Raw genomic sequence first — 24115 nt, 5'->3', positions numbered from 1 at the left:
TATGCAGTATGAATTTATCAGAAATTCCCAATATAAAACACGCAAACTCGAATAATTTTTTTCTTTTAGCAGGACCTTGTGCCATAGAAGGTGAAGAAATGGCTTTGAGAATTGCTGAAAAAGTTATCGCGATAACAGATAAGTTGCAAATCCCTTATATTTTTAAAGGAAGCTTTAAAAAAGCGAATAGAAGTAGGGTTGATAGTTTTACAGGAATCGGTGATGAAAAAGCATTAAAGATATTACGTAAAGTTTCTGAAACATTTAATGTACCCACTGTAACAGATATTCATGAGGTTTCAGATGCAGCGAAAGCAGCCGAATATGTTGATGTGTTGCAGATACCTGCTTTTTTAGTGCGTCAAACTGATCTATTGGTTGCAGCAGCGAAAACTAATAAAGTTGTGAACTTGAAAAAAGGACAATTTATGAGTCCTGAAGCCATGCAGCATGCGGTTAAAAAAATTCATGATTCAGGAAACAAGAAAGCTTGGATTACAGATAGAGGAACCATGTTTGGTTATCAAGATATGGTGGTAGATTTCAGAGGTATTCCAACGATGCGTGAATATGCGCCTACTATCCTAGATGTTACGCATTCATTGCAACAACCAAATCAATCAAGTGGTGTAACAGGAGGAAGACCAGAAATGATTGAAACCATCGCTCGTGCAGGGGTGGTAAATAGCGTTGATGGCTTATTTATTGAAACTCATTTTGATCCGGCAAATGCAAAAAGTGATGGAGCAAATATGTTAGATTTAGGGCATTTAGAAAAACTATTAACCAATTTAGTGGCTATTAGAAAAACAATTGTAAATTTAAAGGCATAGTTTTTGATTTGTTCAGAAAGTTGAAACTCCTTAATAGAACAATGAAGCGACTTTTGTATGTAATAATATTGCTGTCTTTTAATGTTGGTGCTCAGAGCTTTGAAGGTGTTAAGGATAGAGTTAGTGAGTATGGGGTAGAGTTTACTGCAGAGGGCTTAGCGAAGAAAATAGTAAATGACTTTGCTTCACAAAAGAATCGAGCACATGCTGCCTTTTATTGGGTTTCCAGTAATATTAAGTACAATTTATCAGGTGCTAGTAGTTCCCGTAAAAAAGTTATTGGTTTTCGTTATAGAAATGAAGCTGAGAAACAAGAAAAGCTACAAGCTATAAAAGATAGTATTGTTCATAGAACATTAAAAATAAAAAAGGCTGTTTGTGAGGGTTATGCGCAAACATTGGCAAAAGTATATACTAATCTAGGGCTTAAAAACCATGTTGTAAAGGGATATGTTAGAAATTCAATACATGACATAGGAAAAAAAGTTGAAACGCCTAATCATGTTTGGAACGTTGTAAAAGTTGATGGAGAATGGTTAATTGTCGATGCTACTTGGGCAGCAGGATCAGTTATTAATGGTAGATGGCAGCAAAACTATGATGAGTATTATTTTAATATTCCTAAAAAACATTATTTGAAAACCCATTTTCCAGAAGAACAAAAATGGTTATTTAGACAACAATATTCAAAAAATACATTTTATAATCAGCCTATATTTACACCTGAGTTTTTAAAAAGTAACTTAGAATTATTAGGGCCGATTCATGGGGCGATTAAAACTCAGAAAGGAAAATCGCTCACTTTAAAAATTAAGAATTTAACATCGTTTCACAATGTATTATGTGGTTTAAATGGGTATCGATTTGCAAAAAAACCAAGTGTAGTATATAAAAATAATATAGGGTATATAAAAATAACACCATCAAAGAACTGTAGTAAATTATTTTTAGTAGTAGACGGTGAAATATGTATTGAGTTTCAATTAATTTAATTTTAATATATAAAATGAGAATTTTTATTATGAAAAAAATTATAATTGGTTTTCTGTTAGTTTCGACTTCTCTGTTTTCTCAAAAAGATATAGATTTCACTTCGTTAGGTAAAGTTGATAAAATAATTCGGTCATACGGTCAAGTTACATCTGTTAAAAATCTAGCAAAAAGAATAGATTATGATTTTAACACTGAATTAGAAAAGGCTAGAGCTATATTTACATGGATAGCGCTTAATGTAATCTATGAAGACTCTGGTGTACTTTCTGCCCCTGAACTGCTTACTTTTACAGATGAGCAAAGTTTTAAGGGGTTGATAGCTTATAGAAATAGGCAGATTATTGAAAAGGCCTTTTATAAGAAAAAAGCTGTATGCATGGGGTACTCCCTATTGTTTAAGGAGTTGTGTGATACTGTAGGCATAGAAAATGAACTAATATACGGTTATACTAAAACATCAGTTGGGAGTATTGGAATTGTGCCTAGAAATAAAAATCACTTATGGAATACCGTTTTTATTAATGGTGAATGGCTGTTAATAGATGTCACTTATGGTGCAGGATACAGTTATATGGGAGTATGGCAGCACGAGCTTAATACAGGGTATTTCGATGCTAAAAAACAAGTATTGAGAAGAACCCACTTTCCTTCTGAGGTGTTTTGGCAAAAGTTTTTACATCAAAAACCTTTAAAAGAGTTTTGTTATGAGCCTTTTTATCAGGATTACTTATTATGGTCCAAAATAGAAATAATAAGTCCTAGAATTGGCGAAATAAGACCAGGTAAAGATGAGAAAAAAATATACCTAGAGCTAAAGGGGGTTGCAGAAGCATCATCTATACATTATGCCTATTCTAATGAAGAATTTTATAGAAAACCCAAGGTTTTAAGAAGTAAAAATGGTTGTAAGGTGTATTTCAATAAACCCGAGACCAGTACAGCTTTAAATCTTTATATAAATGAACAACTACTAGTTCAGTATAAAGTACTGATTGACTAATACGATTGCTCTGTAATACCTTAATTAGAGTGTAACTAAAGTGTCATAAACAGTACGAGAAGATATGATACTGGTAGTAACTAGTTGCTTTCAGAGAATACAAATCCTTTGTAAATATAGAAATTTATTGTTTTTTTGAAGGATTACTATCTGATTACTAGGTGGTCGATGATGTCAAAAAAAGTTTAATGAAGTTTATAGATGAAAAGAAAAATTAGAGATTTTAGTCTCTAATTTTTCTTAATATATTTTCAAGTCCATTTAACTGTAGTTCATACACCATTGCCATCATTTTGCCCAATTTTCCCGTGGGAAATCCTTTGTTTTTATACCAAACCATATAGTACTCAGGAATATCTACTAAGTAAGTTCCTTTGTATTTCCCGAAAGGCATTTTCATATTGGCTGTATCAATTAGAAATTGTTTATCTGGCAGCATAGAAGTATTAGAATGTATAGAGAGTTTTAGGAATTATTCCTTTCCATCAACATAGTCTTGTAAATAACTATAACGATCAGTTAATTTACCATCATTGGTCATTTTTGCACGAGACAAAATTCCGTCTTTATCATTGTTATAAAAAGCTGGGATTACGTGTTGTAAAAACATTTCACCAAACCCGTCACTGGCGTCTTTAGGAAGTTCACATGGTAAATTATCAACGGCCATTACGGCGATAGCATTAGGATCTTTGAAATCAATTTCGGTTTCCGTTTCTGCATGATAACCATAAATAGGATCTGCAATTGTTGAAGGTCGGATGGTACTAGCTATAGGTCCGTTGATGTCACAAGAAATATCAGCTACGTATTTTATAGCAAATTCTTCTTTTTTTGCATCTTCACGCGTGAATAAATAAGGCGCTCCATCACCATAAAAGTGACCAGCAATAAAAAAGTCAGTTTCTTGTGCGTAGGGCATAAAGTTACTTTCATAGTCAGAAGGGTCTTGATAAAACTCAAATTTGTCACCTACTTTACCGTCTTTACGTTTGCTGTACTCCATAACATCAACCATGCAATAAACGGGTTCTGTAAATTTAGAAGTTAAATAAAGTGCATCACTTATTTCTTTTGTTTTTAAGTGATCCAATATTTCTTTGGCTCCTTTGGCAACTTTACCAGTTCCAGAAAGTAAAATTTTAATGGGCGGAATTTGTATTTTATCCAATTTTCTTTTTACAGCATTTAAATCAGGTAAGCTTTCTACTTTTGGTAAGCTAAACAACCCTTCTTTAAGTCCGAGAGCTCTAATACCGTTGTATGCCCCTACTAAACCGGCATAGCGTCCAAAGCCAATTAAACGAGCACCATTTTCTTTAATGATTGTTTCATGATCAAACATTTCAATATTTTTCTCTAATAACCCTTTTAAAATCTCCCTATTATAAGGTTGTTTTTTTATGGTATGAGAAAAGAAAAAATATTTTTTATTCGGAATAAGATATTCAACAGGAACTTCTTTAACCCCAAGTAAAACATCACAGTCATCTAAGCTATCAGTTACTTTAAAACCTGCCTTTTCGTATTCTTCATCGCTGAAAATTCTAACATCAGAACTTTCTACTGCTATTTCTACCTGCGGATATTGCTTTCGAAATTCTTGTAATTTTTGCGGGGAAAAAACAACTCTTCTGTCTGGTGGGTTTTTGCGCTCTTTTATAATTCCGAATTTCATTTATGGTTTTTTGTATTAAAATTAAACAATTTACTGATAAATGTTGTAGTTTACTACAATCTCTGCGAAAATACTTTTTTTTAAATGATTTTACAAGTAGTATTTTTTTATATTTGCACCCACTTATTTGGCATGACAGGTTAAACTTAAATGTTGATCGTTTTTGCCTTATAAAAACAAAGAATTTAGTATCGAATTCCTGTTCAGGAATTGGTATATTTTTTGATAGGGATAAGGTATTCTTTGACATAATTGGGGACGACTGGTTTTGACAGCAAGGTCAGTGAAAATGTAAGCATACCGAGGAGTGAGATGACAACTCGTTAAACTTATTTCATTTTTTTAAACGGCGAAAATAATTACGCTTTAGCTGCTTAGTCCGAATTATAGTAAGACGATAAGCCAAGTCCCGCAAGGCGGGAATGCTAAATGTCCACGAAAAGCCTTGGTTTACGGCGTTTCATTTATGGGCATCGTAAAAGTAAACATAGAGAGCTTGGTACTTCGATGAGCTTTCGAAATTTAAGAAGATAAGCTAAAAGTGGGTAGTTCTTAATCAGCTTTTGGTCGAAAATTAACTAAGAACTAAGTATGTAGAAAGCCTTTGAACTGCTTGTTTGGACCCGAGTTCGATTCTCGGCGTCTCCACAATATAAAGCCACAATTATTTGTAAGTCAAATTTTTGTGGTTTTTTTGTTTGTTTTTCACACAACATTTTGTACACTATTAATTGGATAAAGTTTTTTCAAACTTTTGCAATCCTATTATTGTTTTAAATTTTAATTTAGATATTCATTGATTAAGATATAAAAAAGTCATAACTTTGTAAAACTTAAGAGACGTCTTAAGTTCTTTTTCATAGCAATTTTCCCACTCAATTTATTGAGTGGGTTTTTTTTGATCTTTATTTAAGAAAAAACGCTATACTGTTAAAATTATGCAATAATGTGTCTTTTTTAACATAGAATATTGATAAAAATAAACTTAACTGAGTATTTCGATATTATGTAGGGAATAAATCATAAAATTTTAACATTTTGAGGTGTATTTATAGGGATACGTCCACAAAATTATTCATTGGGTGTTCCTATATTCGCAAAAGTTTATTTAATTCCCTAATAATGAAAGAAGAAGATATAAGTATACATGTAGTAGACGACCTTGAAATCAAATTTTCAGGGCATGAAAGCCTTTTTAAAGGGCATGAGCGTTTAAAATTAATAAATTATTCCTCTAATGGAATGGATGCTATTAAGTATGAAGAAAAAAAACAATCAGATATTTTGGTTTTAGATTTATGTATGCCTGTATTGAATGGTATGGATGTTTTGAAATATTTCGAAAAACACCAAATTAATACAAAGAGTATTGTTTTTTCTTCTTTTGTAACATCTGATATTTTAGATGATGCTTTAAAATATGGAGCAAGAGGATATGTAATGAAAAGTGATCATACAGATTGTCTAATAGAGGCTATTTATAGTGTTTACAGCGGTATGGATTATATATCTGATCATACTTATGAGATCGTAAGGAAAAGCGATAGGTTTTATAAGCCAAGCAGGTGGTTTCGAAGTACTCAAAAGATACTTTCTAAACAGGAAATGGAGGCACTGGATTTTATGATTCAAGAAACCTCATTAGATGAGATCACAGATAAGATGTCTATATCTAAAAGTACTTACTGGAGTTTATTGGCAAGGGTAAGAAAAAAATTTAATGTAGAAAACAACATACAACTCGTAAAAAAGATATTTAGATAATTTAAAAAGTACATTTACAGAAGCTTTATTACCTTTATAAGTTTAATCAAAAAATCTTATAAAGATGAGAAAATTACTATTATTAGTATTCGTTTTAAGTTTAGCTTTTATTTCATGTACAGACAATACAGAAGAGCATGAAAAATTATACGAAAGTCAGGCAATCGACAAAAGTGATGCTGAAAACCCCAATAACGATGGAGGAGCGGAACACGAAAACGGCGAGGATTAAAAAGAATATTGTATATTTTATTATTGTAGTTATAGCTACACTATTTTACTCTTTTGAGTTTATTCCTAATTTTAGCGATGAATATTACTCAGCGGAAAGTAATTTTAATGCTTTAAAAAAAGAAAATACTGCTGCCTTAAAAAAGATCAAGGATCAAGTAAAGGGTTCAGTTGTTTATCAGGAATATATCTATATAAATAAAAGAAAAAATCAAGCTTTTCAAAGATTGAAAGATGTAAAAAAAGAAGAAAGTTTTTTAGGCTTTAAGTCATTCCAACTTTTCATGGGGGAGTTTGGACCATGGCTGTCATTGCTTATCTATGCATCATTTATGCTTTTTCGATCATTTCATTTTGAGAGAAAAAATGTAGGAATGAAGGTGTTGCATGGGTTAATGATTTTCACTTCGCTTTTTTACCTGGGGTGGGTTTTCCAAAAGTATCAAGATTATAGCAAAGCAGTATATTATTTAATGGCTGCATTCTCAGCGATAATTGTGATTTTATCGGTATATCTAATTACAAAATATCAAGAACACAACTTTATAAAACTAAGGAGGTATTTGCACGGCATGTCTAAAATAGCACTGTTGAACTCAAAACCTGAGAAAAGAGCAGAGATATTAAAGACAATAAAAAAAATAAATAGAGGACAACCCATAGAATAGAATACAAAAGTATGTGTTAATTTGTATTCTTACATAATGCTTGTTAACTTTTTACACACTTCCCAAAATTTAAAAAAGCAAACCGTTTTTTGTCGGTAATCATTGATAAATAGAGGTTTAATCCTCTGATAATGTCATTGTGTTTTTATGAATTTATTCTTTAATTTAAAACCTAAAAGGGTATTATGAAAAATACTATGAGTTTTAGTAGCACTTACTTTTTCAGTGAAATGATCTAACCGAATTCAAACAAATTGAAAATAAAAAAGAAACAAAAATTAACGCATTCGTCGGCTCAGATGACGATGGGGCAATCGACACAGGAAGGAATCACAGAACCATTTGTTTTTTACCTTTGTAAACGCATTTTAGAAGGAGAGGCATCGGAGAGGATGGTCTTGAAGCAAGTAGTTTACTTGAAGCAAAAGCAACCTTTGGAACTAATTATAAAATAACAGCAGAAAAAAGGAGCAAAACAATGCTTCCTTCAAACTATTAAATGTTGCCCCCAGCAAACTATTTAACAACTAATAGGACGATGCTTTTTTTAAAAGCTTACAAAAAAAAGAAATAAAAACGATGCAAATTGGAAGCAAAAGAAAGATTCACAGGGAGTTACAATCAATGTTCTCGTAGAGATTTCTACAAAACAAAATGAGACAATAATTAAAATGAATTTCGGAGCTCATCCGAAAACATAAATTATTTACATCAGGCTACAGAAAATTCCAAAAGAACACTTGGACTTTAGAAATCGAGGACGATATACAATTCAGAGCTGTGAAGTTCGCAATTATTGATTTAAGAAATATAAGTATGACGCAACATCAAAAGTTAGAAGAATTTATAAATAACCTTTAGTTTTCTTAGAATAAAATAATTTGGAATTTTTGACATATATGTCATATTTTAAAAGTATTCAATTCCATAGCTTTGCAAAGCTTAAGAATTTACCCATATAAGTTCTTTTTCATAAGTGATTTTCCCGTTCAATCTTTGAACGGGTTTTTTGATCTCTATTTAATACAAAATGTAATATTGCAAACGAAAGGAAGTTGAATACACGATAATAAGGCCAATCGAGTAGGATTTTGGATTACATAAGATTAGCATTTCAAGCATTATTTTAGTAAGTTTTTTTAATGACTACTTGAAATCGTAAAGAGTTTAGGACTGTTACAAATGGAGGAAAGACTGTAGTTGAATTAATAGCTAATTAAAAATAAAAGAGGCTGTCTTAATCGACAGCCTCTTTTCTGTTTTTAAGTTTTTACATTAAAACTGATAGCGAACACTTAGCCCAAAATCAGAATTTAATCCGTTATAAGCATCACTAAAACCAAATTCAGGTCTGTAATCTAAAGAAACCATTAAAGGGATATCAAAGTTATATTCAATACCAATAACTCCAGCTCCAAATAAAGAAGTACTAGAACTACTATTAATTGTCATCCCATTAATAGTTTGTGATTTTGTTTTCCAACTACCAAAACCACCACCAACACCAGCATACCAATTAAAACGATCTTCTAATTGCCATACCCATTCATATAAACCAGTTGCTTTAAAAGCACTATAGTTTGTGTTTCCTCTAATACCTAAATCAACCTCTAAACGATTTGTATTATTTAATTTACGTTGGTATGATAGCTCACCACCAAATCCGTTGTTATCTCCAAAACGAATACCAATGGCATTTTCAGAGATTTGTTGTGCATTAGCAGTTAAGGCAGAAATTGCTAAAAGACCAATAAATAAAAATAATTTTCTCATAATAAAAATCTTAATTGTTTTTTTGTTACTTGACAAATTATATGCCAAATAAGCTTCTTTGTTTATTTATAGCAATCTTTTTCTTTTAAATAGCTGTTAAATTTGAAAAGATACTGTATTTCATAAGTTCATAATTCCGTTTAATAACCTCCATTTACCACTCATCATAATTGTGCTTTATGTCTATGTGCTTCAAACTAGTTTTGAGGTGTGGACTACCTAGTAATTTTGGTATAATTTTCTAAGCCACATTTTTAAAGTTAATCATTTCAATTTCTAGTTCTCTTTCAGCAGGAGTTTTGTACCCTATTGCTGAATGTATTCTTTTATAGTTGTACCATTGTATATACTCTTGAATAACTTTAAAAGTTTGTAAAGATGTTTTAAATAGATATCTATTAGTACATTCATATTTAAGTGTTTTAAAAAAGCTCTCTGCAACAGTATTATCCCAACAATTTTCACTTACTCAAATAGAAGAAAGATTACTTAAAAATGTTTTTTTAGAGTGAATAGGCAACAGGTCATAAACATAAACCATGTAAAGAAAGTTGTATAATGGTTTAATGATAAACTAAAAATAGAAATGCATTCTAGAGAAGAAATTGAAAAATCTAGAAGGCAATCTTATGTTTTTAAAGAACAGCTAAGTTTTTAAGTTTTTTTAGAAGAAATATTAAAAGTTTGAGCAACTATTTTCAGGTTAAATAAAACTATAAATAACTAAATAAAAACACCTCATGACTTTTACTAGTCTAGAGGTGTTTCTTGTTATATTTAGTGTTGTTTTATAATTCCCAAACATATTTTTTTTCTACATAAGCATCTTTACCATCTTCTTTTGGATAATTTAGGTCACCAGAAACAGCAGCTGTTCCTTTTAAATTAAAAGAAGATTTAGAGTCAACCATTTGATCAGCTACCCAACTAACAGTATCATCATATCCTATAGAGTTTAAGAAGCATCTTGATTTATTTGGATTTTTAGTAGTTGTATCTAAATTATAGGTTGTTTGTGCATAATGACCTCCAGTATAAGGAATATGATTCAGGGTAGTTCCCATTAAATAAGATTCAACTAAATCAGCAATTTCAAATTTTGAGCCATTTACAAATTTAGACGCTGATATTTTTTTATAAGCAACATAGGTTGATGCAGCCATTCCTGTTCTGTCATGACCACTAGAACAGTGAAAGTAGATGATTCTTTTTGTAGCTGCATTTTTATCAGTTTGACTTGAACTATCTGTTAGGTTAGATTTAAACCAGGTGTTTATATTAGTAGCTAATTCTTTTACCATGGTAACATAATGTCCGTCTTTGGATCCAGCAGGATTAATGTTCCATTGGCAAATTCTACCAGTAATATTGGGAGTTACTGTAGTAATTTTAGCAGGATTATCAGCTAAAGCTGGATACCAATTAGTTTGGGTAGTTATTGCACTATGTTCACCACCAAATGATTGATATTCCGGGTTTAAAATATTGTCAGAATCATCTGCTAGTAAAGCTATTACACAAACTTCATAGGATTCTGAAGGCATTTCTTCTGTTGTAGATTTTTTATAAGCGTTTTTTAAAGCATCCATAAAAGAAGGAAAATCAATTAATTGTAAAGGATTTTTAACTTTATCATAAGCGCCTAAAGGAGCATTACCTCTAAATAAAAGTGTGTCTTCAGACTTATCTAAAAGGAAAACTAAATTAGGATCTAAAACTGGTGCTTGAGAAGGATTTATAGGTGGATTTTTTTCAGTTGAAACTTGAACTTCAACTGCATTCGTATAACCAGCAGTGTTAATATTTTTGAACATGGATTGGTTGTCTCCTTGGCTTGATGTTCCTGTAATAGACCAATAAGAATCTCCTCCTGGGTTCGTTAAGTTAAAGCAAAGATTACATTGAGAGGTTGTGTTTTTAAAAGTATTCTTATTGAATGTTGTTATAATATAAGAATTGGCATATGCCGATGAATTTGATTGAATAGTAAGTGTTTTAGTTACAGGTGAATTACTGTTAGATGCGTCAACTGTTACCGTTTTAACTGTGTTGTTATTAATAATAAATTGAAAATCAGTATCATTTTGCATAGCTAAAATTAGCTTAACTCCTGCATCTGCTTTTAAAGTATAATCATTTGTGTAAGTGAAATTTGACATGGTGAATTGGTTTTTAGTGTTAAAGAGACTGTATAAGAAATATTGAAACTGGTATATTTTAATACAGATGTTATTCCCAATAACTATTTATAGTAATGTAATTGTCTTCTATTTGTATACAAAGATGATGGAATGATAGGTGTCTTTTTTGAAAATAGGAATGAGGACGAGTTTTTTTGGTATAAAATAATCTATAATGAGAATGAAAGGGAAAAATAAAAGATTGTTTTTTTAATATAATAGAAATGAGTTTAAACAAAAGGAAACTGCTTTTTTAGCAGTTTCCTTTTGTTTTATATAGGTTAAAAATATTACTCTACAATAATTCGAATTCCTTTAGAATGACTACTAAATTCGGGTGCGTACATACTTTGAACTGTGGTAATGCCATTACTAAAGTCACCAGCATTGTTTACCCTAACATCATATTCAAACACATAAACTCCTTTAGGTAAGCGATCAAAAAAGAAGTTTGTGGTGGCATCTTTAGTGTTTTCGTAATAGTTAAGACCATCTTGCCACTTATACTGAGACAGCACATTTACGGGGTCAACTCCACTAGCTCTCATGTCTTTCATATGAATGAATTCCATATTTCTATCGGAACGCAGTTCAATGCGTATGGTTATTAAATCACCTACGTTTACAATAGTTTTATCCGTTATCGCAATCAGTTTTTTTCCAGTAGCAGTATTTGTTTTTTTGAAGAGCTGTTTTTTTAGTTGCAAAGGAGTTTTGGTTGAGGTTATCTTATCTAAGTCTTCAAAGTATTGCCAGTATAAACCACCCCAAGCCATTGTTTTTCCTGTTGATTTCATGGTTACTGTGCCCATATTTGGCGTTACTTCATCTCCTTTCCAAGAGGTTTTGAAATATCCTGTACCTGCCTCAATTGCAACTTCAGGGATTTTTGAAGGGTCGATGGTTTTGTTACCAACAGTAAGCTCTACTACATCGGTAATTGAAATCCAGTCACTACCTTGCAGTAACAAAGCGTAAACAGCCTCTGTGGTGGCTTTGGTTGTTTTCCATTGATTTACTTGTTTGTTTTTTAACAACCAGATTTTTAAATTGTCGATGATTTCGAGATCATTCTCAATTTCTGCAAAAGCTTCAATAAGCAACGCCTGTGTTTCAATAGGTGCTTGATACCAATGCCAACTTGATTGATTTGATTTCCAGTACATACCGAATTCATCCGAAGTAATACTATTTTCTTTTAAGGAACGTATAATGGTATCGGCAATTTTGCTATTTCCAGCTCTATGATTAATGAGCGCTGCCAATCCTTGGCTATACAGGCTAAAATCTTTCCAAAACGTTTTGGTTTGCTGGTTATAATAAGTGATGGCTTTTTGAGTTTCTGTTTTTAAGGGAATAGCGCCATAAAAGCTTCGCATATACAAATACTGTAGAGTGAAACTGCTTATATGTTTCTTCGCTAGATATGTATCGTATGCTTGTTCACCGTCTTTTTCCTTAATTTGTTGTGCATTTTTAAGTAATCGGTTATAAACATCGGCTATTTCATTATCTAAAAAAGCGACTGCTTTTTCCATTATAGTTTTCACGGTATTGTCAAAATTAGTAACGCCTAATTGTTTTAAATGACCAAAACTACTTGCGATATGTTGGGTAATATATATGTTTGGGTGAACACCTCCCTTGAACCAAGGAAAACTACCATTACTCAACTGCATTTGCTGTAGTTGCTGAATCGTTATTTGTTGTTCGTTGAGTACTTTGTTTAAATCGAACAATAAGGCGATACGCTTTTTCTGTTCCGTTTCAGATTGTGCATCTCGTAACCAAGGTGTTTCTTGGATAATAAGCGATTTTAACGTTTTATTCTTTTCTAGATTACTCAATAAAGTATTTGACGATTTCCACTGATTGAATACTTCTTGAACCCTTGGATTTGAATTGACGATATAACTGGATAATGCATTGGCATAATACTTTGCGAAAATTTGCTCACTACCCTCATAAGGCTGCTCCATCAGGTAGGGTAGTGCTTGAACGGCATACCAAGCCGGATTTGATGTAACTTCTAGGGTTACTTGATGATTTTTTAATGTATGCGAGTTATTCTGTACTAATTTGTCTAAACTAAACGTTCGTGCTTTATTACTTCGTACCCATAGCGGAAGGGTTTCTGTTACCAAAATCCTGTTTGATAATACGGGTAAAATATTTTGTTCACCATCTGAAAAGTCACCTGCTTTTGCTACAATTTTATATTGAACAGCGTCAATAGTTTCTGGTATTTTTAAATTCCAAGACACTGCAGTATTTCCTTTCTTTTGAACACTAAAGCTTTGTGTTTGTGATGCGTTTTCTAGTAAGTCAATTTCTTTGCCAGTAATAGGGTTGGTTAGTATTAGTTGAGCAACTCCATTTAGAAATTGGTCTGATAGGTTAGATATTTTTGCACTTAAGGTGATAAGATCACCATGACGTAAAAAACGAGGGGCATTTGGGGTAATCATTAACTCCTTTTGCGTGACTGTTTCTAAGGTTTTTGTCATCGAATTCAACTCTTTGGTATGTGCTAGTAATTGTAATTTCCACTTGGTTAAAGCTTCTGGAGTTGTAAAGCTAAAAGACACATTACCGTCTTTATCCGTCATTAAATGCGGATAAAAGAAAGCAGTTTCTTGCAAGTTCTTGCGAATTTGAATACCTTTTAAAGAGACCTTTTTATTTGTTGGTTTATCTTGATTTCCTGAAGCGCGGCCCGCTGAAGTATCGGCTATACTCTCGGCTTCATCTGCCTCAACACTCATTGATAAACTAGCAGTCATTCTCCTTGTAGGAGCGTTGGATGCTCGGTTAATGACAACTTCATTCAACATATTGTCAGATTCCCATAAAGTAATTCTAGCATGATTAAAGTCTTGAATCTGTTTTTCAGTAGTCTTATAACCGATAAAACTAACCACAACAATATCTCCTTTCGTTGCTTTTAATGCAAACTTTCCATGAATATCAGTGGTAGTGCCAAAATTCGTCCCTTTTATTAAAACATTAGCAAAAGGAATTGGGTTTCCGTCTTCATCTTCAATAAGACCAATTAAGGTGCCTTCGAACTTCATCTTTTGGAAAGTAAGGTTTTTTAAGTATTGTTTGTGTACCCATTTATCGTTGTTGAAACTAAAGCCAAACCACTTGAATTCCGCATTTGGAGGTGAGTAATCTCCAACACTAGTGTGTCTTTTTAAATTCTTAACTCTAAAACTTGAATTTCCAAAACTTACAGAAGCTTCAGCGTTGTTATACGTATGGTACAAAGGCTTTCGAATAGGATTGAAGGCCCAATGATGTGGCTTAAAGGCGTCTAATGAGGCATCGTACATGCCCGCTAAAAGTTCAGCGGTTACTACATCTTTGTTAGTGCCTTTAATCGTAAAACTCCATGTTTGTTTTGCTCCTGGAAGTAATTTGTCTCTAAATGTATTCGTGATAATTTCTAAATCTGTTGACGGGTAGGGTACGTTTACTAACAAATTTCCTTTTTCAAAAGCATTATTATGAACAAAATACCATTGAACACCAAATCCGCCAAGGTCTTCTTCCGTGACAGGAATTACGATGTTTTTAGCATTTCTGCTCAGTTGTATATAGTGTTTCTCAATTGTTTTATGCTTCTTCTCAATCAGCATAACTAAACTAATGTTTTTTGAATTTGTACTAACCGTTATGGTAGCATTTTCACCAGTTTTATAGTCGTGTTTATTCGTTTTTATAACTAATAATTGGTTATCTGAGGGTAATTTGTCTGTTTCAGAAAAGAGACTAAAGAATTTTTTAGAACTTACTTGTTGTCCAAATTTGTCTTTCGTTTTTAAGGTAATAACATAGTTTCCTGATGGCCATTTTTTATAGTTTTTTAGAGGAATTTCTTTTAATTGATCGGTATTGAAATCAGTCTTAAAAACCAATGTCCCTTTGTCCCAATGAATAAAATTATCATTGTTTGTATAGGGGTCATGTGGAAATTTAGCGATGAATTCTTTTTCGTGAATGGTTTGATAGTCTGGTGCCGCCCACGGACGCTGACGTAGTATGCGACTTGGCGCTTTGAGCTTAAAAACCTGTATGGTGCCTGAGCTCATCACGGGTTCATCGTTTAAGTTTTTAGTGCTGATTTTAATTTGATGATTTTTTTCGTGTTTGTCAATTCTTTCCGGGAAATCGATGTCAGCAATCAACGCATGGTAACCTACCTTCACATCTAAGGAGGCACTGCGAGTTTCACCATTGACGTCAGTTATGTCAGTAGTAACCTCATAAGTAAAAACAGGAAGATCTTTTTTATCAATGCTTTCATCTGGAATAGCATTAAACGTAATACTAAAATCACCAGAAGAATTGGTGGTTGTTTCACCAGAGCTTACTTCTTGAGGATGTGATATGAAGTGGGGTTTATACCAATACCACCACCTTGGATACTGTACTTTTCGATGTACGCGGTATACTACTTTTGCATTGGTAATATTGATACCCGAATAGGCCTTTGCTAACCCATGAACCGTTACAGAATCATTAATTTTTACAACAGTTGTAATCGGCTTCAGAATTGCTTCGAATTTTGGGCGTTTATATTCTTCAACGGAAATATGTGTATAACTTTTGCGGTTATCAATTGATGCTTCAATTACAAAACGACCAGTTAATAATTGGTTGGGAATAATAAATTTAGAAGAAAAAGAACCGAATTCATTAGTTTTTAACTCTATTTCTTTAAGGGTTTGAAAGTTGACGTCTTTGAATTTAATGAAAATACTTTCGTTTATTTTTAAAGTTGCCTTGTTTTTAAAAGTTTCCATGGCAATACCTTTAAAATGTATGGTTTGTCCTGGGCGGTAAATACTACGGTCGGTAAAAATGAACGTTTCTACATGAGCTTTTGGGGTAGAAGTTGATCTACGGTGCTTCTGATTGATATAAAAGGTTCCAAAAGTCGCTTTTTCATTTTTATAAGTGATATCCGCCGAAACTCTAGCATAGTATTGTTTTTCTGGAACAAAAGTAAACTCACCGTTTTTATCACTTGTGAAATGCAGATCTAATTTTTTGTCATAGTGATTTCTGACTGCATTGGTAAAGTGGATTTTAGCATTGACTAGTGGTTTTCCAGTATTTCTATCAACTACCTGATAATTGCTAGTTTGCTCATGGTTTGAAATAAAGGCAATATTTGTGGCTTGGATATTTCCGAAAGCGAAGGTCACTTCCGTAGCTAATTCTTTTTCAGTAGATGCAACGATTATATAGGTTCCACCAGAGAATTTCGGAAGGCTAATTTCGGTACTGTGTTGTTGTAAATCACCTACATTTTTTAAGGTTGATGACCAAGAACTTGTTTTCTGTAAGTTTTTTATAAATTTTAGTTGTTTTTCGTCATTATTAATCTCATTGAGTTTCTTGATTTGATTTTGGGTGGTTTTGTATATTGAGAAATATATTCTGTCAAGATTTTTGTAGGTAATTAGTGCTCTAGAAAAATGGTCGATCGGTACATTTTTTTCTATAAGAATCGCTAATGATTTTGAAGAGAGTCGTTGTTTCAAGAGCTCGCACTTTTTTGCACCTAAGCTTTTTGGAAATCTAGTAATTATTTGATCACAAATCGCTAGTGCTTTTTTATTCTTATATCTATGTGTTTTATTTTTATTGGGTTGATAAGTATTTGCAAGTTCGTGGTAAAGTTTAGCTATTTCATAAGCATATAGCCCTGAAGATTCATGGTTTGCATAGGTGGTTTTTGCTTTTTCCAGCGCTTCTAAAAACAAGTCTTGTTTGTTTGTAAATGTACCATGTTGTTTTACAAAAGCTAAACGCTGTATATCAACCGTGATTAAGGCATCTATGTTTTTACTTTTTGCATGAAATTGAATTAAGCTTTGATATATTTTTAAAGCATTGAATTGTAATGAAAGTGTATCTTTTGTTTTTAAATCTAGTTTAGAGAAGTTGATTACATCCTTCAATAAATCTGGATTGTTTATTTTAAACTGATAGGAAGGTTGTGTAATCGTAGTTTCGGTAGTTTTGTAAAATGCTAAAGAATTCTGAGCTAGAAAATCAAATAAAGTAGGTTGCTGTTTCTTAGTGTCTTTTGTTAGCTGTAAGATCTCAGAAAAAGAATGAATATCAATTTTTTGTAACTGTTTTTTGTCGGTTAGTGAAGTTTGAAAGTACTGATGTATTTCCGCAAAAAGAGTTGGTAAATCCCAAGTCCTGAAATCATTGTTATCTATTTTGACCTTAGTTTGTGTTCTATTATAGAATTTCCATCTATTTTGATTAAAATACTGCCAATATAAATTTGCTAAAATATTTTCTAGTACATTTTTTGAAGGAAAGCTACTTACAGCAATGAGCTCTTTAAATTCATTGATGATTTTTAATTGCGCATTTTCTTCTAAAACTAATGAGAATTTACTTTTGTAAAAAAGTGCTTTTATGAGTTGTGATGAGTTGTTCTTTTTAGTGGCTTCTTTGTAAATCTCATCAACTATTTTTAGGGCAGATTTAGGAAGGTTGTTTATCTCAAACGCATGAACTTTACCCCATAGGTTTTCATAGTTCTCCTGCCCTTTAGCAGTTGAAGAAAATAAAAAGATCATTAATAAGATGGGAGTTACTTTTTTCATTTTTTAAGTTTTTTTCTAATCGTTTATAATATTGCTCTATCCATCGTTTCATTGTTCATCGTCAATACAATAGCAAAGTAATTATTAATTTTTAATCAGACACCTTAACTTAGTGAAATATACACAGTGGTTAGTAACTGCTTCTTTCTAATTAGTTTATGAAGATTAGAAATTAATGCTAAATATAATAAACAACAAACGAGCCATAAAGCTCGTTTGTTACTAATTAGTAAATTCTTTTTACAACAAATTCGCATCGCCGGTTCAATTCGTGTTGCTCTTCTGAGCATGCATCTTCGGTTTTACACTTTATAAGGGGGTTTTTCTCTCCATAACCGATGGCAACTACTCTGTCTGTGTCAATTCCTTGGTCAATGAGATAAAAACGCACTGAGTTAGCTCTTTTTTGAGATAGCTCCAGATTGTATCTATGATTTCCTCTCATGTCAGAATGAGTACCAATTTCGATGGCCATGTCTGGGTATTTTTTCATTAATTTAATAACTCTTTGAATTGCTTTTTTTGCATCGCGCCTCAAGTACCATAGTTTGTAATCAAAATTTATTTCATCGGTCTTAATAATCAAAAAGTTTTTATGTCTTACAATGTTTTTCTCTTTTGTAATGGCTGATTTTATTTTGTTCTTTTTATCAACTTCTAATTGAAGGACTCTCTTTTTTCTTAACTCATACTCTTTTTGTTGTTGAAGGGCTAGTGCTTTTTGTTGTTCTTTTTCTAACTGTATACGAGATTTAAGCGCCATAGAGGCATCATTGTTTTTCTTTCTTTGGTTCTTTAGCGAAAGCATTCTATTTGCTTTGGAATACGCTTCTTTTGAAGCTTGAATAATGTATTTTGTATTGCATTGCACATTAAAACTAAATTTTCCAGTAGCATCTGTTTGAATTTTAGTCAATACGTTTTTTGCTTCATCTTCCAACGTGATTAATGTGTTTGCAAGTGTTTCTTTTGTATCGATATCCGTAATAACTCCAGTGATATACTGTTTACAATCTTCAATGATTAAAGGTTTTTCCTCTGATATTTTGTAGATATCATCATTTCCTTTTCCATTCAGTCTGTTAGAAGAAAAGAACCCTTCTTTGCTATCAGAGTTTATATTGAAAGCAAAGTCATCATATCCAGAATTAACGGGAAGCCCAACGTTATCTGGTTTAGAATATCCTTTGCTAGAAATAGAGCTTACAAAAACATCTAACGAGCCAAAACTTGGATGGCCATCAGATGAGAAGTATAATTTATCGTCTTTACTTGCAAAAGGGAATTGTTCTTTTTTATCGGTATTAATAGTTGCTCCTAAGTTTTCAGGAATACCAAAGCTTCCGTCTGAAAGAATTGATACTGAGTAAAGGTCAAATGACCCAAATCCGTTAGGCATGTCTGAAGCAAAATATAAAGTTTTTTCATCATGACTGATCGCTGGATGTTCGGTGGAATAATCGTCACTGTTAAATGGTAAAGGCACGATGTTCTTCCATTCTCCATTGATTAGCTCGGCCTTATAAATTTGTACATGGGTTATCTTTTTAGCATCTTTTTTTCTTTTTCCATTTACATAATTATTTCTGGTAAAATAAGCAGTTTCTCCATTTTTTGTAAAAACGATACTAGATTCATGTACTTTGGTATTAATGTTGGATGAAAAAGGCACTGCAACGCTGTCACCTAAATGTAGCTGTTTTAATGATACTTTATATAAATCCAAATAATGTGTGCCAGTCCAGCCGTATAATTTTTTTGATTTTTTTTGATTTTTTTTAGGGGTAGCATAAATAAAGAGGTCACCTTTTAAGACCCCACCAAACTCAGATTCGGTAGTATTTATAGGTAAGTTTTGAATATTGAAACGCTTTCCTACTGCTTCAATATTTTCTAAATAACGTATAGATTTTTCTAAACTATCTAATTTGCTTGGTATGTTCTTTTGGTAGTAAGAGCGGAGTACATTGTATGCTTGGTTATATTTGTTTCTCGCTTTTAGAGTGTTGGCATATCTAAAGTAAGTAGTTTCCTTTAAAAGGCTTTTATAGTTCTTTACTAAGTGCTTATAATAAGTAGAAGCTTTTTCCATATTATGTACATAATAGTGAGAATCTGCAATATTTAGTAGAGCTCTATAGGTGTAACCTTCTTTCAAAGATTTTTCATATAAAGGAATAGCTTCAGTATAAAATGCTCTGTCGAAATATTTGTTAGCACGTTTAAAATAGCTGCCAGTTTGTGCATTGGCACAAAAGGTAGAGTATAAGGTAAGGATTATTATATATGTGTTTCTCATAATATTTTTTTTAGAAAAATCTAGGAGATTTGTCGAAACCTTTTCTGAGTCCCAGTGTATCAAAATCAAAAAGAACAAAAACCTCGTGAGTTCCTGAGTTAAAATTGCTTAGGTTGGTTGTTGTATAGTCAAAAGCATAGCCGATTTTCAAACTGTCCGTTGCTTTTAAATTCATCATGGCACTAAATGAATCGTTAATTCTATACGATAACCCTCCTTCGAACCTATTGTTAAAAAGAAGATTTACTGAGGTGTCAAGAGTTACTGGAGAACCTTTAACAGCTTTCATTAAAAATGATGGCTTTAACTTTATAACCTCATTTAGTTTGTAAACATAACCAGCGTTTAAAAATAAATGGATTTCTTCACCACCAATACTTCTTAACCCGTTGTTTTCTTTTAAATGTTTGGAGTTAATAAGGTTGGGAGCAGAGATACCTAGATAGTATTCATCTGTAAAGTAAAATGCACCAATGCCAAAGTTAGGATGACTATTATTTTGGTTATCAAAAGCGGTATCATTTGTAATAATACCGGTTATAATATCGTCATCTGGAAATCTGAAATTATCAAAATTTGTATTCAAAGTGGTGAGGCCTGCTTTTAAGCCCAATGAAAGTTTGTGGTTTTCATTTAACTGTAAAATATAAGCAAAATCGATATAAAAATTATTTTCCTGCAGAATACCATCACCAATATTATCATTAATTAAAGATAATCCAATCTCAAATTTTTCAGAGATCGGGGCATGAGCGAAGAAGGTATATGTTTTTGGAGCTCCAATTGCATTAGACCACTGCGTTCTGTGCATCGCGCCAAAATTAATGATACCTAGTTCGTTCGTGACATAGGCCGGATTAAAGATGCTTTGATTGAACATATATTGTGTGTACTGAGGATCTTGCTGCGATACAACAGTGAGTGCGAAGTTTATAGATATAATTAAAAAAAGTAACTTTTTCATGAATTCTTATTTACTTAAGTAAATTCTTCCTTGTTTAGGTTGTTTATTGTCTTTGTTGTAGTTTAATATGTAGAAGTAAACACCATTCGTAACTTCATTTCCAGATGAAGCATTTCGACCATTCCATTTAGGAGTATTTATATTTCCTTCAAATAATGATTGACCATATCTATTGAAAATTTCAATGGTGTAATCTGGGTAGAAATATTGTATATAAGGAATGTGGTAGTTGTCGTTAACACCATCACCATTTGGAGAGAATCCATCAGGGATAAAGAAGTCGTAATCTTCGGGAGAACAATTTTTTAAAGAGAAGGTTATAGGTAGTCTTTCACCTACACAATCCGATGCTTCGTGAACATTAGCCACGTAATAAGAAATATTCTCTTCGATTAATTCTGATGAGTCGAGTTCATTTCCTCCCTCCAAGGAGTCATACCATACTAAGTCATGCTCAGAAATAGCCATTATTGATGAGTTAAAATCAAATAACGTTAATTCATCTAGAGAGCAGAGGAGTGTTGTTCCTGTAAGTTCGGGAATAGGAGGCGCAACAATTGTAACATGAAAGGCAAGTCTCATTAAACTTTCACATCCGTCAATATTTTCAGCAGCATAATATGTTATGTTATTTTCTAAAGGAGTAGTTATGTCTAATAAATTTCCAGCATTTTCACTATCATACCAAAGTACATTTCCAGTGGTAGCCGTAACATCTAGATTTTCAATAGTAGGATTGTTAATTTGGCACAAAACGGGCGTTGTGTTTGAGCTTGTAACTATTTGTGGGTCAATAATTCTTGCAATTACCGAAGCTCTTTCAGAACTCTCACAATTACTATCCACGTTCGTTGAACTTACAAAATAATTTTCTCCATCGATAAGGGGTGTATCAGGATCTAAAGGGGTAATTGATGTGTCGTTTTCATACCATGTCAGGTTTTCACCACTAGTAACAATTACATCAGATAGTCTTGGAGAATTGGGATGTAAATCAGGTAAACAAAAGGTTTGCTCTGATTCTAGAATGGGTTTTTCAGGAACCCCTCCAATAGAAAATGTTTCCGAAACTTCAAACTCGAATTCAGTTCGACAAGGGGTAGTGTCATTTTGAGTACTTTGCAACACAATTTCGTAAACACCTTCTTCTAAACCATTAAGAGCGATAGGAGAATTAATGTTTCCTCCATTAAAAGAGATTGTATTTTCAATTAGTGATTGAAGGGTTAAAGTATTTATAACAGTATACGAAATACTATATTGGCCATTTGACAACAGAGGAGCATTAATTTGTAATTCAATATTAGAGGCATTGCAACGGTCATCAACAGCTATGTCTAAAAGAATTTCTTCAGGATCCCATTTAATGAAAAAGTCACTATCTATACAGCTTAAACCATTTTCGGAAGCTGAGGTGATTTTTATATTATAGTCATGATGATCTGTTGGGAAAGAAGAAAAATCAATAGGTAAAGTTGCTTCACCATTTGTAAAATTAATTGTTTGGTTTTCAGTACTTAATTCTTGGGAGTTGGTAAGGTCTTCAATTACATAGTCAATTGTATATGAGCTGTTAGAAGGATTCCCATCTTGATCTAACATATCAGTAATAACGAGTTCAATAATGTCATTTTCATGACAAGTATCGGAAACATTAATTTGCGGGTTAAAAATGGAGAACTCTTCTTCCAATATTTCAAAAGAATCACACAGGACATCTCGAACATCGGAAATTTCGGAAGCTCTTATAAGATAGTTTCCAGATTCTAAGGTATTACTTGGTAAATTAATTTCAATATTATTTGTTGTATCATCTAGGTTTGCAATATTAATGTCTACAATGAGATCTGAATGAACAATTTGATTAGTAGTAACATCGATAATTTCGTATTCAAGATTATAGGTCATAAAAACCCCATTGGGTCTTTCATGAAGTATTTCTATGATTAAAGAATCGTCTAAGCATTGGTTATCAATGGAAAAACTAGCTGTAATATTTGGTATTTGGATAGTTACAGTCGTGGTTTCTCTTGGGCAAACTCCATGGGTAGGAAAAACAGTATAGTCAAATCTATATTCTCCATATCCAAAAGTGTTAAAGATGTCCTCAATATTAATAGTAGAGTCATTAAGAGAAGTAATTTGCCCTGTTTGGTTAACATCAGACCATATACCGTTTGGATCTTCACCTCCTACATGGTCAAATAAATCAATGGCGGTAAAGGCCGATAGATCATCGGTGTCACAGATAGCTATGTTTTCAGCAGATCCCGGTTCAGGAGATCTGTGTACTTCAAGAACAACATTAGCAAATCGAGCCGGGCATGAGTCAACTGCTTCAACAGTATATGTAAAGGTATACGTTCCTACTCCGGCAGCCTGAGCATTAAAAAAGCTACCAGAAATAAACCCAGAGGGTGTTCCAGTAGCAGGGCTCCAAATACCGTTAAAATCAGCTGTTAAGTTTGTTAAATTGTTATCCAAAAAATTAAATAGGTCTACCGCCGTGTTGTTACTACAGGCATTGGCACCCCCATCAGTATTATTTTCTCCAGGGTATCCGCCTAGAAAAACAGTGATTTCTGCACTTTCATTACAACTTTGGTTTGTGTAAGTGAATCGGTGTTCGCCAAACTGGTTTATGGCCCATAAGTTCAAAATACCAGAAACATTATCTAAGGCATTTTTGTTAATAGGATTATTCGCGGACCAAATTCCTCCTGAATCAGGACTACCTCCGAGATGATTGAATAAATTAAACGTTTGGTAATTCGGGTCTGTTTCTTTCTCGCAAACAGTAACGGAATTATCTAGACCGGCGCATTGCGAAAAACCTTCCTTTGTAAAGAGCAACATGGATGAAATAAAAAAAATAAATACAAATCTATTTTTTAAAAAAAAGGGATAGATCATAATTCTATAGAAAATGGGTTTAAAAGTTTTTGCAAAAAAAAACAAAAAAATAGTGCATAGCAATAGCTCTCTGAACTGTTTAATTATTTTTTTGAATAGGGTAGCAAGTAGTGTAATAAATGTACAAAATAAAATATAAATGATAACATGAATATTAAATTAAAATAGATTTGTTTGTGTT

General features: G+C 32.5%; 14 protein-coding genes, 1 other RNA gene and 1 pseudogene. 7 read left to right on the top strand and 9 right to left on the bottom strand.

From position 1 onward, the window contains the following. The first annotated feature begins 8 nt into the window (after positions 1 to 8). The 3 genes from kdsA to AC2TDS_RS07885 are packed head-to-tail and all read left to right on the top strand — an operon-like array spanning position 9 to position 2826. Positions 9 to 833, top strand: coding sequence for a 3-deoxy-8-phosphooctulonate synthase (gene kdsA, locus AC2TDS_RS07895; RefSeq protein ID WP_484738553.1), 825 nt, complete (start codon positions 9 to 11; stop codon positions 831 to 833). 41 nt (positions 834 to 874) lie between these two features. Then, a complete protein-coding gene (locus AC2TDS_RS07890) occupies positions 875 to 1825 on the top strand; it encodes a transglutaminase domain-containing protein (RefSeq protein WP_484738552.1) in 951 nt (316 codons plus the stop codon). A 29-nt stretch (positions 1826 to 1854) separates the two neighbouring features. Beyond that, positions 1855 to 2826 carry a transglutaminase domain-containing protein gene (locus AC2TDS_RS07885; RefSeq protein ID WP_484738551.1) on the top strand — a complete coding sequence of 324 codons (972 nt, stop codon included), beginning with the start codon at positions 1855 to 1857 and terminating at the stop codon, positions 2824 to 2826. A 223-nt stretch (positions 2827 to 3049) separates the two neighbouring features. Here AC2TDS_RS07885 and AC2TDS_RS07880 read toward each other — a convergent pair whose 3' ends face one another. After that, positions 3050 to 3265, bottom strand: a complete 216-nt coding sequence (locus AC2TDS_RS07880; protein WP_484738550.1) for a DUF3820 family protein — start codon at positions 3263 to 3265, stop codon at positions 3050 to 3052. Between the two features lie 33 nt (positions 3266 to 3298). Then, on the bottom strand, positions 3299 to 4504 hold the full coding sequence (locus AC2TDS_RS07875; protein WP_484738549.1) for an NAD(P)-dependent oxidoreductase: 1206 nt from the start codon (positions 4502 to 4504) through the stop codon (positions 3299 to 3301). 254 nt (positions 4505 to 4758) lie between these two features. On the opposite strand from AC2TDS_RS07875, the gene ssrA reads away from it, so the two are divergent. From ssrA to AC2TDS_RS07855, 4 genes are all read left to right on the top strand, one after another. Next, positions 4759 to 5155: a transfer-messenger RNA gene (gene ssrA, locus AC2TDS_RS07870) on the top strand. A gap of 471 nt (positions 5156 to 5626) precedes the next feature. After that, positions 5627 to 6268, top strand: coding sequence for a response regulator transcription factor (locus AC2TDS_RS07865; RefSeq protein WP_484738548.1), 642 nt, complete (start codon positions 5627 to 5629; stop codon positions 6266 to 6268). Between the two features lie 64 nt (positions 6269 to 6332). Continuing rightward, positions 6333 to 6500, top strand: coding sequence for a hypothetical protein (locus tag AC2TDS_RS07860; protein ID WP_484738547.1), 168 nt, complete (start codon positions 6333 to 6335; stop codon positions 6498 to 6500). Next, positions 6466 to 7167: a hypothetical protein gene (locus AC2TDS_RS07855; RefSeq protein WP_484738546.1), complete on the top strand. Its 702-nt coding sequence runs from the start codon at positions 6466 to 6468 to the stop codon at positions 7165 to 7167. The genes AC2TDS_RS07860 and AC2TDS_RS07855 overlap by 35 nt, the downstream gene beginning before the upstream one ends. A gap of 1275 nt (positions 7168 to 8442) precedes the next feature. Here AC2TDS_RS07855 and AC2TDS_RS07850 read toward each other — a convergent pair. The 7 genes and pseudogenes from AC2TDS_RS07850 to AC2TDS_RS07820 form a co-directional block, all read right to left on the bottom strand. Further along, the gene (locus AC2TDS_RS07850; RefSeq protein WP_484738545.1) at positions 8443 to 8940 is read right to left on the bottom strand and encodes an outer membrane protein; all 498 of its coding nucleotides are present in this window, start codon (positions 8938 to 8940) and stop codon (positions 8443 to 8445) included. Between the two features lie 241 nt (positions 8941 to 9181). Then, positions 9182 to 9388, bottom strand: a pseudogene (locus tag AC2TDS_RS07845) (integrase core domain-containing protein); the annotation flags it as partial. A gap of 340 nt (positions 9389 to 9728) precedes the next feature. Further along, positions 9729 to 11099: a hypothetical protein gene (locus tag AC2TDS_RS07840; protein ID WP_484738544.1), complete on the bottom strand. Its 1371-nt coding sequence runs from the start codon at positions 11097 to 11099 to the stop codon at positions 9729 to 9731. Positions 11100 to 11410: 311 nt separating this feature from the next. Next, a complete protein-coding gene (locus tag AC2TDS_RS07835) occupies positions 11411 to 17758 on the bottom strand; it encodes an alpha-2-macroglobulin family protein (protein ID WP_484738543.1) in 6348 nt (2115 codons plus the stop codon). A 226-nt stretch (positions 17759 to 17984) separates the two neighbouring features. Beyond that, positions 17985 to 20057 (bottom strand): OmpA family protein, encoded by a 2073-nt coding sequence (locus AC2TDS_RS07830; RefSeq protein ID WP_484738542.1) that lies wholly within the window; start codon positions 20055 to 20057, stop codon positions 17985 to 17987. A gap of 10 nt (positions 20058 to 20067) precedes the next feature. After that, a complete protein-coding gene (locus tag AC2TDS_RS07825; protein WP_484738541.1) occupies positions 20068 to 21021 on the bottom strand; it encodes a PorP/SprF family type IX secretion system membrane protein in 954 nt (317 codons plus the stop codon). A gap of 6 nt (positions 21022 to 21027) precedes the next feature. Continuing rightward, positions 21028 to 23877: a T9SS type B sorting domain-containing protein gene (locus AC2TDS_RS07820; RefSeq protein WP_484738540.1), complete on the bottom strand. Its 2850-nt coding sequence runs from the start codon at positions 23875 to 23877 to the stop codon at positions 21028 to 21030. Positions 23878 to 24115: the final 238 nt, after the last annotated feature.

It is taken from the genome of Tenacibaculum profundicola (assembly GCF_057220795.1).
This window is presented reverse-complemented; position numbering and strand designations above follow the sequence as displayed.